Raw genomic sequence first — 2,112 nt, forward strand, 5'->3', positions numbered from 1 at the left:
GTACCGGGGTAGTGCACCCCGTCGGACTCCTCCCACTCGGCGGCCCCGCGGGTGCCCAGGTACCCGTTCCCCGTCGAGGTGAGCGTCTCGCGGAGCCCCTCCTCGACAGGCTGGAACCCCGCGTAGGAGAGGGTGAAGGCATCGGGCTGGGCCCCGGCGTCGGTGGCGGGTCCGGACTGCGGCGTGATCACCCGTCCGACCCTATCCACTGGGGTTGCGCCCGGCGGCCGTCTACCGACTCTGTTCCCACGATCGTCATCGAGCCGAGATCCACGGGACACACGGGTGGGATATGATCTACGCCACAGTCGGGACGGCCGGGGCCGCGCCGCGAGCCCTGACGTCGACCGTCCCGTCGGAACAGGGGTTCGCCATGACCGTCCAGTTCATCGAGATCACGGAGGACGTGGCCGAGAGGCTTCAGGTCCTCACCACGCCCACGGCCGGCCAGGTCGGCGACGCGCGCATGATCGTCATCGACCTGCTCGGCTCCGAACCGTCCTGGCCGCTGGCGGTGCTGGTCGACCACGTCTGCACGGCGTACGAGGCGCCCGCCGGCGAGCGTCTGATGGTGGATCTGCGCGACCGGGAGGGGATGGCCGAGGACGACCTGCGGGACGAGCCCGCGCTCCGGCACGTCCGCTGGGTCCGTGCCACCCGCCTCGCGCTGCGCGAGCTCACCGACGCCGGCGAGGTGGTGTGGAGCCTCCCGTCCGACGACCCCGACGAGGTGGATCATCCCGAGGTCGAGGTGCTGATGTCCGGGGCCGAGCCGCGCGCGTTCCGCGTCTACGTCGGGGAGCCGCTGCCCGACGGCTCGGTCTCGTTGCGGTAGCGCACGGCCACCGCCAACATCACCGCGCCGACGGCGACGAACGCCAGCACCCGGAACAGCCCCGGCAGCGTGGCCAGGTCGAGGAACAGGAGCTTGGCCAGGGCGAGTGAGCCCAACACGAAGCCCAGCCTGCGCGCCTCGGAGATCCGAGGGCTGGGCGTGAGGATCAGCCAGGCCGCGCAGCTGATCCACAGCACGGTCACCACCAGGTGCGCCGCGAGGAAGCCGTTGCGGGTCGCCCCGGCGAGGTCGCCGATCACCACCCCCGACGCCACCACCAGCACCGAGAACGTCAGCAGCGCCACCACGGCGCCCACCATCACCACGCGGGACGCCGCGCGCGGCCGGCTGCGGGCCGCCCACCACGTCACGGCCACGGCCAGGACCGTGACGGCGAACGCGGACACCACGTCCCAGTAGTCGAACTGGCGACCGGCCTGCCGCTCGCTCAGGGCGAGGAACGGGAGGTTCACGACGAGGTAGACGCTCATCGCGATCGCGGTGCCGATGGCGGCCACCCACCCCACCCAGCGGCGCGCCCAGAGGCCGGCGGCCACGACGTACGCGGTGGCGGAGAGGGTCACCGCCAGGCCCGTCGCCTCCCGTCCGCCGAGCTCCACCCACGCCCCGAGCAGGAGTGCGCTCCCGGCGTATCCCGTCACCGCGGAGAGCAGGGCGGGTCCCGGGTCCCCGGGGCGCCGCCCGGCCGCCACGGCCACCGCGAGGTAGGCCGCCGCGAGGACCAGCCCGACCGGCCAACCGGGCCGGAGGAGGTCGAGGGTGGCCAACAGGAGGAGGGGGACGGCGGTGGGGACGACGACGAGGGCCGCGTTCTCCGGAGCCGGGCTGCGGCGGACCGAGTCGGACCAGGCGACCCCGACGCCCACTCCGGCAAAGACGAGCGCGGCCACGATGAGCGCGATCTGTTCGCCGCGATCGTGGAGGGCGGCCTGCGCGAGGTAGCCCAGGAGTACCGGGGCCGGGAACACCGACCACACCACGCGGACGGCCACCCCGAGGTCGGACGCGAGCACGGCCGTGGCGATCGCGAGGATGACCAGGAACACCGGCAGCTCCACGCCGGTGGAGATGAGCGGCGCGAGCAGCATGGTGCCGGCGGAGACCAGGCACGCGAGGAGCCCGGAGGACCAGCGCTGCGCGAGCGCCATGCCCGCCAGGGCCAGCCCGCCGACGAACATGTACGCCGCCGGCACCGGGATCCACTGGTAGAGAGAGGTGCAGGCGATCACGTCGAGCATCGCCGCGGCCAGGCCCGT

3 protein-coding genes are annotated in these 2,112 nt (G+C 73.3%); 1 reads left to right on the top strand and 2 read right to left on the bottom strand.

From position 1 onward, the window contains the following. Window positions 1–191, bottom strand: a 191-nt coding sequence (locus B4M60_RS00185) for a hypothetical protein (RefSeq protein WP_291079347.1), incomplete at its 3' end; no start/stop codon positions are given. Between the two features lie 182 nt (window positions 192–373). Here B4M60_RS00185 and B4M60_RS00190 point away from each other — a divergent pair. Further along, on the top strand, window positions 374–835 hold the full coding sequence (locus B4M60_RS00190) for a hypothetical protein (protein ID WP_291079348.1): 462 nt from the start codon (window positions 374–376) through the stop codon (window positions 833–835). Here B4M60_RS00190 and B4M60_RS00195 read toward each other — a convergent pair. Next, a partial coding sequence (locus B4M60_RS00195) for a hypothetical protein (protein ID WP_291079349.1) occupies window positions 790–2,112 on the bottom strand: 1,323 nt, incomplete at its 5' end. The two genes, B4M60_RS00190 and B4M60_RS00195, sit on opposite strands and share 46 nt — an antisense overlap.

The organism is Dietzia sp. UBA5065, from assembly GCA_002415925.1.
Classification (GTDB): domain Bacteria; phylum Actinomycetota; class Actinomycetes; order Mycobacteriales; family Mycobacteriaceae; genus Dietzia.